The following is a 7,960-nucleotide window of genomic DNA, read 5'->3' as shown; positions in this document are numbered from 1 at the left end:
TTATAATAATCACTTTTATATATTCAAACAAGGATTTCTTGATATCTTCTTTTTCCATTTCTATCACCTTGATTTATTATATCACATTATCCTCCATCTTTTAAGCGTGTTCTCAATTTTGTCACAATTTTTTTCTCAAGTCGTGAAACCTGAACTTGTGAAATTCCCAATCTTTGAGCTATAGCTTCCTGATTATAATCTAATTGATAACGCATATAGATAATCATTTTCTCTTTCTCATCTAGTTTTTCCATTTCCATTTCCAAGGCAATTTTTTCAAACCACATATGATCACTCTTATCAATTAATCTATCTTCCATACTAATTGTTGAACCATCTTTTTCATATATTGGTTCACTTAATGAAGTTGGGTAGTAAGATGAGTCAATAGCTTCAACAACATCATGTACATCTACCTCCAAATAACGGGCAACTTCTTCAACAGTAGGTTCTTCATTATTTTCTGCCTGCAATATCTCTTTGGCTTTGGTGACCTTGATATTTAATTCTTTGAGTGAACGTGAAACTTTGATTGTTCCATCATCACGGAAATATCTTTTGATTTCTCCCATAATAATAGGAACAGCATATGTTGAAAATTGGACATTATATGATGGATCAAAATGATTAATAGCTTTCATTAATCCAATGCAACCAATTTGAAACAAATCTTCCTTATCATAATAGCTATTCTTGAATCTATGAACAATAGACCATACCAATCCAAGATTATCTTTGACCACCTGTTCTTTAGCTTGTTCATCCCCTGAACGCACCTTTACAAGTAAGTCTAATGTTTTTGAGCTAGCCATTATCTTTCAGTCTTTTTGTGATGATTAGTTTTGTTCCTATATTGACAACACTTTCTATCTCTAATGAGTCAGCAAGTGTTTCTATGATTGTCATTCCCATTCCTGCATGTTCTAAGTCTTTTGCGGTTGTATAAAAAGGTGTTTTCACCTGATCTAAGTTTTCAATGCCTTTTCCATAATCCTGTATAATGAGTTTGACTTGACGATCTTCTATTTGTACTTTCATAACAACCATACACTCTGGGTTATGATTATAGCCATGAATAATCGCATTGCTGACACCTTCTGCAACAATTGTCTTAAATTCAATAATCTCGTCGATTGTTGGATTTAAAGGTGTTAAAAAAGCACCTACTGTCGTACGAGCAAAGTTCTCATTATCAAGTGATGCACTAAAGCTAACTTCCATTTGATTCATAGTGTCCCCTCCTTTAAACTTTCAATTGTTTCATAATAAGGCATAATTTGAAATAATCCTGTTAATTCAAATAAACGATATGCTACCTGATTTAAACCTGTTAAAATAAGAGTTCTATGATCAAACTTGAGTTGGTTATAACGACCTAAAACCAAACCAATTCCTGAACTATCAATAAAAGATGTGCCTTTAAAATCAAAAACGACGTCTTCATTTGTTTCTTCTAGTAGATCACTTAATTGTTGACGATAAACAGGGGCATTAACACAATCTATTTCACCTTGAAAATGGACAATAATTAACTGATCTGTAATTTCTATATTCATACTGTTTTCCACATCAATTCCTCCTTCTTTGCTATCATATACCAATTCAATTTGAAAGAAAATCGATTCGCTAAAACTAGAACAAAACCTACAAAAGTAGAAAAAATCTGCACTTTTAAATTTTTACATTATTATAGATAAAAAGATCTTGATTAACTTAAAGAAATGTATTGATATAAAAATTTGATTAAGATAAAGTTTACAAATGAGGACAAGAAAAGAGAGGAATATAAATAACCATTAAGATAAGATAATGTATGAGGAGGAACTTGCATGGAATGGTTAATGAATTTAAATAAAGCCATAGAATATATTGAAAACAATTTGGATAAAGAAATATCTAATGATGAAGCAGCACGTATTGCCTGTTGTTCAACGTACTATTTTCAACGTATGTTTACCTATGTAACAGGTATTTCATTAGCGGAGTATATTCGTCGTCGCAGGATGTCGCAAGCGGCTTTTGAATTACAAAGAACAGAACAAAAGGTCATAGATATTGCATTGAAATATGGATATTCTTCCCCTACTTCTTTTAATAGAGCATTTCAAAATGTTCATGGTATGACTCCCACTGCTGCTAAAAACATGGGAAGTATATTAAATGCATATCCACCAATCAAATTTTCTGTTGAAGTTACAGGCGGTCATGTTATGTCATATCACATTGAGAAAAAAGATGCTATGCGTATTGTTGGCATCCGTACTCCATTAGTTGAAGACATGGGAGAAAATCACAAAAATATCCCCAACTTTTGGAAAGAAACAAGACAAGGAATGAATTTTCAAAAAATATGTTCTTTATCTACATTAGAACCTCGAGGAATTTTAGGAATCAGTGTTTATCAGAATCCTGAGAATATTTTTTACTATATTGCTGCAGCAAGTGATAAACCTATTTTAGAAGGAATGTACGAATATGAAATACCAGCAGCAACATGGGTTATCTTTAAAACTGATGGACATTTTCAAGAGAGTGTACAAAGTGTTTTTCAACGATTTTATAAAGAATGGCTATTATTCTCGGGCTATGAATATGCAGGACTTCCTGATATTGAGGTATATCCCATAGAAGAGGAAAAACCCATAAGTGGTTATTCTGAAGTGTGGATTGCCATAAAAAAGAAGGAGAATTAATTTATGAACTATCAAATTGTATTAAAAGATATTGAACCAATTCATGTCGCTTATATGAAGTATGTGGGAGTTGTTACTGAAGCCAATAAAGTTTTTCCTCATGTCTTTAAAGCGATTATGGGAAAGACAAATGGGGCGCCCTTATTCAACTATCTCTCACTTAATAAAGAAACGAAAATTGGAGAGATGGAACTTTGTGTTCCAACAAACGCAACACCTACTGGAAATGGTATAGAAACTAAGCAATTACCACGCATAAAAGCAATCTGCGTTACTCATATCGGTCCCTATGAAACACTTTCACTTGCATATGAATGTATTAATGATTTTGCCAAACAAAATAAATTTATCTTAGTTCCACCTTTTCGCGAAGTTTTCATAAAAGGTCCTGGCATGCTCTTAAAAGGGAATCCCAGCAAATACATTACAGAAATACAATTTCCAATTATGGAGGAATAAATATGTACGCTATTCAGACACAAAACACCGTTAAAAAATACAAGAATGGTGTACAGGCATTAAACGGAATTAATATTTCTGTAAAAACAGGTGAAATTTTCTCTCTACTAGGGCAAAATGGAGCAGGAAAATCTACACTTATTAAGATACTCACAACTTACTTAAAACCGACTTCTGGTAAAGTGATTATGTTTGATCAAGATATTCACAATCAGACTGATGTTGTACGTTCAACAATTGCATGTGTTGCCCAACAAACTTCTATTGATACACATTTATCCTTAGAAGAAAACATGATGTTTCAAAGCCGTCTTTATAAAATTCCTAAAGCTAAAGCAAAAGAAAAGATAGAGGAATTAATAAGAGATTTTGAACTAGAACAATATAGAAATTATCCTGTATCATCTTATTCTGGTGGAGTAAAAAGGCGCTTAGATATTGCATTGAACATGATGTCAAATCCAAAAATCTTATTTTTAGATGAACCAACTGTTGGAATGGATATCCAATCACGAATGAGGATGTGGGATATGTTGTTAAAAATACGTGATCATTTTGGTACAACAATATTTCTAACAACGCATTATTTAGAAGAAGCAGACCAACTCAGCGATACAATATGCATTATGAAAGATGGGAAAGATGTTATACAGGGAACACCTTTACAACTCCGTTCGCTTATTCATCAAGATAGTCTGCAAATACAATTTTTAACTCAAAATGAAGTTCAAGAATGCCTTCCTTTATTCCAACAACTTTTTGTAGGCAGATCAGTATTTGCAAGAAATAAATCAATAATTGTTAATATACAAAACAGCCATTCTGATATGGAAAAAGCAATGAATTTTCTATTAAAAAACCACATTCCTTGTCAAAGTATTCAAATCATACAACCAACTTTAGAGGATGTATTCTTACGCTTAACTACAAAAAAAGAACAGGAGGTGAAAAAAGAAAATGAATGTCTTGGCAATATTACACAGAAATATTAAATGGCGTTTTCACAATGCATTGACCATAATCATTACTATTCTACAACCAATGCTTTGGTTAGTCATGTATAGTTCAGTAGCTGGAAGCACTATGCAAAATACAGGAATTAAGAATTATACTGCCTTTATTCTACCTGGACTCATAGTGTTGGTGAGTTTTGGTGTTTGTAGCAGTGGTGGAATTATGAATTACTTAATGAAAAATGATGGCAGTTTTTATCGTATTCTGATTGCCCCTATTCATCGCAGTTCTATTGTTTTAGGACAACTTTTGGAAGCTGTATTATGTTCGTTTTTTGAAGTGACAATTATGGTTATAGTTAGTCTATTCTTTTCTGTTAGAATTCCTTTAAATATTTCCATCATATTATATATAATTATTTTGATATTCTTAATGTCATTTTTTATGGCAGGAATTTGTTATGCTATAAGTCTTATACTTCCAAATGAAGTTATGTATGAAACAGTTATGAATGCAATTGTTCTTCCCATTTTCTTTCTTAGCACTGCATTATTTCCTGCTAACAATATTCATGGTGCTTTAGCAATTGCTATTCATATCAATCCATTTACTCATGTTATTAATATATTACGCTCATTTATTCTCTATGAAAGATTAGATATTGGACAGATGATTTTTGTAATGATTCTTTTTATGATACTTGGGTGTATCAGCTTCTTATGGGCACATCACAAATTAAAAAAGGAAACCAATTTATAAACCTAATATTTTCTATAGAGAAACAATAGAATAACCATAAGCAAATAATCTCATGATGATTTTATATATTTATGAAATCATCTTTTTTGATAAATTAAGTTATTTTTTATACACATGAGAAGTATTGTTATTTAAAATATAAAAATACCCTATATATGATACGACTTTATTTCGTATTCATTCTATAGAGTATAACAATCTCATTGAACTATATCTTATTTTATACGAATGCTTTAAAATAATTGTACATTTTTTCAGGTAAAGTTAAAGCTTCAATATCATCTTTACTTACAACTTCAAACGAAGCAATATTAACATCACTACGCATTAATAATATATGTCCAATTGTTTCACCTTTTTTTATAGGTGGAACTAGATTTGTATAATTCATTTCATATGTGACTTCATCTTGAGCACTCTTATCTTTAACATAGACAACATCTTCTTTACAAACAACCTCTACTGATTTTTGTCTTGCATTTTCAATAGGAATCTTTTCAATGATATCATCTTTTTTAAAGAGAATCACATTTTCATAAAGTGAAAAACCATAATCTAACAATTGAGAAACTTCTTGATTTCTCACTTTTGGTTCACTTTCTTTCATGACGACTGCTATAAGTCTTAAACCATTTCTTTTTGCTGTTGAAACAATACAATAACCTGCTTCTTTTGTATACCCTGTTTTTAATCCATCTGCTCCTTCATAAGATTTTAGTAACTTATTGGTGTTGACTAACCAAAATTTTTGAGCAGAATTTTCTCTAATATAACTGTCATAAAGAGAAGTTGTTGCAAATAAACGATCACCACCTATTTGAATTAAATAGGAAGCCATTAATCCTAAATCTAAAGCACAAGTATAGTGGTTATCATCATGAAGTCCTGTTGGATTCATGAAATGTGTATTGGTTAAATTCAATTCTTTAGCCTTTTCATTCATCATTTTCACAAATCCATCATTTGTCCCTGCAATTCTTTCTCCCACCATAACACAGGCATCATTAGCTGATGCAATACTAATTCCTTTAAATAAGTCTGAAACGCTCATCTGTTCGCCTTCTTCAAGATAGATTTGACTTCCACCCATACTTGCAGCATAAGCACTACATGTTAAAACATCATCCCATTTCAATGTTCCTTTATTAATTGCTTCAAACATAAGAATCATTGTCATAATTTTTGTTGTGGATGCTGGGAATAACTTGTCTGTTTCATGTGATGAATAAAGGACTTGCTTAGTAGATGCTTCCATCAATACAGATGAAGCAGCATTCGGCGCCAATTTTAAATCCTCAGCATAAACAACTTTAGGAAACATACACAATAACATTACAAATAAACATATAAGTATTTTTTTAATCATGGAAACACCTCAAGTCATTATATGTGATAAAAAGAAAAAAATGTAAAAAAGCAACAAATCATTGTCGCTTATTTTTATTATTAAATATCTTTTTCATAATAACATAGCTTCGATTTCATCTTCACCATCCTAATTTCCTACTTTTAAACTTAGAAACTCTTTTATAGAATCAACTTTCTTGATATCACCACGATACAATTCTTCACCAAATATCATGCCTAAAAATTACATTTTCACTTGATAAGCAATATCTAGTGCTTGTTTTAAATCTTCAATAAGAATTTCAGTTTCTTCAAGACCAATATACATTCTTAATTGTCCCAAAGCCAAACCACGCGCTTCTAATTCATCTTGATTATTGCCCTTAAATACTGGTAAAATCAAGCTCTCAAAACCACCCCAACTATAAGCCAATGTAAAATGATGTAAAGCATCTACAAAACTTTCAATAATGGTTGGATTTGCATCTTTTAAAACAACTCCTAATAAACTTCCATACCCCTTTAAATAACGATTAGCCAAATCTTTCTGCATTTCACCATTACAAGTTGGATGAAAAATTCTCTCTATTCTTGGATCATTCCTTAAAAAATCTATCACATCTAAAACAGATTTTTCTTGTGCTTTCAAACGAACTGGTAAAGTTCTCAGTCCACGTACAGCTAACCAGGCATTCATAGGAGACATAGTTGCTCCTAAAAAATATGTGCGAAATCATCTATGTATTTCATTATCTCTTGACGACATAAAACAATACCTCCAACAATATCACTATGTCCTCCAATATATTTTGAACAAGAATGAATGACAACATCTATACCATATTTTAATGGATTCTGTAACAATGGAGTTGCCCAAGTATTGTCAATGACTGTATAAATATTTTTTTCTTTAGCAACATTTGCTATCATTTCTAAATCTAACATTTCAAATCTTTGCGAAGAAGGACTTTCAAAATAAATCATCTTCGTCTCTGGTTCAATATATTCAAAAATCTCTTTTGTCTCTTGAACATCTATTTTTGTACTTTCCACTCCAAACTTTTGAAGCTGTTGAATCAATTTAACACTTGAGCCATAAACAGTGTTAACGATAATGATATGATCACCTTTTTTCACTAAACTTAAGATTGTTCCAGAAATAGCTCCCATACCTGAAGCAAAACTTCTTCCACACTCCGCTCCTTCTAAATGAGCGATTTTCTTTTCTAGTATTTCAAGTGTTGGATTATCACCTCTTGTATACGTATATGCAAACTCATGATCTGTATTAACATGAACATAGTGTGCAAAATTCTGAAATTGAAATGATGATGTTTGAACAATTTCTGGAGCAACAGACTGATACTTTCCATCAAAATCATGTTCAACTGATAAACAAATATTTTCTAAATCTTTCATTCTTTTAACCTCTTTTCTCAATTTCATAACCTTGTCAATGTTTTCCTATCAATTGATGAATAATTATTATACTACTTATCTCTTATACAATTGATAAGAAAACACTAGACTTAATAATTTATTGTGTCAAAAATCCCATAACTATATACCAATTTAATTATATTTCATCAAACAAATCTCATCAGAGAATATTATACTTTTCAATACAAAGAATAATATTTTAAACTTCCTGTTATCTTGCTTATACTTCTTCACATCTCTTTTTCCTGAATTTATTATATATGGACTTATTTTCTATGAATTTCTCATTAGCAAAACATGGTATTTTA

Annotated in this window: 10 protein-coding genes; 4 read left to right on the top strand and 6 right to left on the bottom strand. The window is 31.0% G+C overall.

Going from position 1 to position 7,960, the window contains the following annotated elements; all coding sequences use genetic code 11:
- Positions 1-86: 86 nt before the first annotated feature.
- From AC5M21_RS12885 to AC5M21_RS12875, 3 genes are read right to left on the bottom strand one after another with little or no spacing between them, the layout of a single operon-like run.
- Positions 87-812 (bottom strand): SigB/SigF/SigG family RNA polymerase sigma factor, encoded by a 726-nt coding sequence (locus tag AC5M21_RS12885; protein ID WP_008788323.1) that lies wholly within the window; start codon positions 810-812, stop codon positions 87-89.
- Positions 805-1,230, bottom strand: a complete 426-nt coding sequence (spoIIAB, locus tag AC5M21_RS12880; protein ID WP_008788322.1) for an anti-sigma F factor — start codon at positions 1,228-1,230, stop codon at positions 805-807. The genes AC5M21_RS12885 and spoIIAB overlap by 8 nt, the downstream gene beginning before the upstream one ends.
- On the bottom strand, positions 1,227-1,568 hold the full coding sequence (locus tag AC5M21_RS12875) for an STAS domain-containing protein (protein WP_008788321.1): 342 nt from the start codon (positions 1,566-1,568) through the stop codon (positions 1,227-1,229). Before AC5M21_RS12875 ends, spoIIAB begins: the two co-directional genes overlap by 4 nt.
- A gap of 261 nt (positions 1,569-1,829) precedes the next feature.
- On the opposite strand from AC5M21_RS12875, the gene AC5M21_RS12870 reads away from it, so the two are divergent.
- From AC5M21_RS12870 to AC5M21_RS12855, 4 genes are read left to right on the top strand one after another with little or no spacing between them, the layout of a single operon-like run.
- A complete protein-coding gene (locus tag AC5M21_RS12870; RefSeq protein WP_008788320.1) occupies positions 1,830-2,693 on the top strand; it encodes an AraC family transcriptional regulator in 864 nt (287 codons plus the stop codon).
- Between the two features lie 3 nt (positions 2,694-2,696).
- Positions 2,697-3,152 (top strand): GyrI-like domain-containing protein, encoded by a 456-nt coding sequence (locus tag AC5M21_RS12865; RefSeq protein WP_008788319.1) that lies wholly within the window; start codon positions 2,697-2,699, stop codon positions 3,150-3,152.
- Between the two features lie 2 nt (positions 3,153-3,154).
- Positions 3,155-4,144 carry an ABC transporter ATP-binding protein gene (locus AC5M21_RS12860; protein ID WP_008788318.1) on the top strand — a complete coding sequence of 330 codons (990 nt, stop codon included), beginning with the start codon at positions 3,155-3,157 and terminating at the stop codon, positions 4,142-4,144.
- The gene (locus AC5M21_RS12855) at positions 4,110-4,865 is read left to right on the top strand and encodes an ABC transporter permease (RefSeq protein WP_008788317.1); all 756 of its coding nucleotides are present in this window, start codon (positions 4,110-4,112) and stop codon (positions 4,863-4,865) included. Before AC5M21_RS12860 ends, AC5M21_RS12855 begins: the two co-directional genes overlap by 35 nt.
- 220 nt (positions 4,866-5,085) lie before the next feature.
- Here AC5M21_RS12855 and AC5M21_RS12850 read toward each other — a convergent pair whose 3' ends face one another.
- The 3 genes from AC5M21_RS12850 to AC5M21_RS12840 all read right to left on the bottom strand — a co-directional run bounded on the left by AC5M21_RS12850 (position 5,086) and on the right by AC5M21_RS12840 (position 7,631).
- Entirely contained in the window at positions 5,086-6,231 is a 1,146-nt protein-coding gene (locus AC5M21_RS12850) for a D-alanyl-D-alanine carboxypeptidase family protein (protein ID WP_008788316.1), read from the bottom strand.
- A gap of 225 nt (positions 6,232-6,456) precedes the next feature.
- Positions 6,457-6,918, bottom strand: coding sequence for a PLP-dependent transferase (locus tag AC5M21_RS12845; RefSeq protein ID WP_008788315.1), 462 nt, complete (start codon positions 6,916-6,918; stop codon positions 6,457-6,459).
- A gap of 8 nt (positions 6,919-6,926) precedes the next feature.
- The gene (locus tag AC5M21_RS12840) at positions 6,927-7,631 is read right to left on the bottom strand and encodes a trans-sulfuration enzyme family protein (RefSeq protein ID WP_270601761.1); all 705 of its coding nucleotides are present in this window, start codon (positions 7,629-7,631) and stop codon (positions 6,927-6,929) included.
- Between the last annotated feature and the right edge of the window lie 329 nt (positions 7,632-7,960).

It is taken from the genome of Coprobacillus sp. (genome assembly GCF_984815275.1).
The sequence above is the reverse complement of the archived record's forward strand: the minus strand, read 5'-3'. Positions and strand labels throughout refer to the sequence as shown.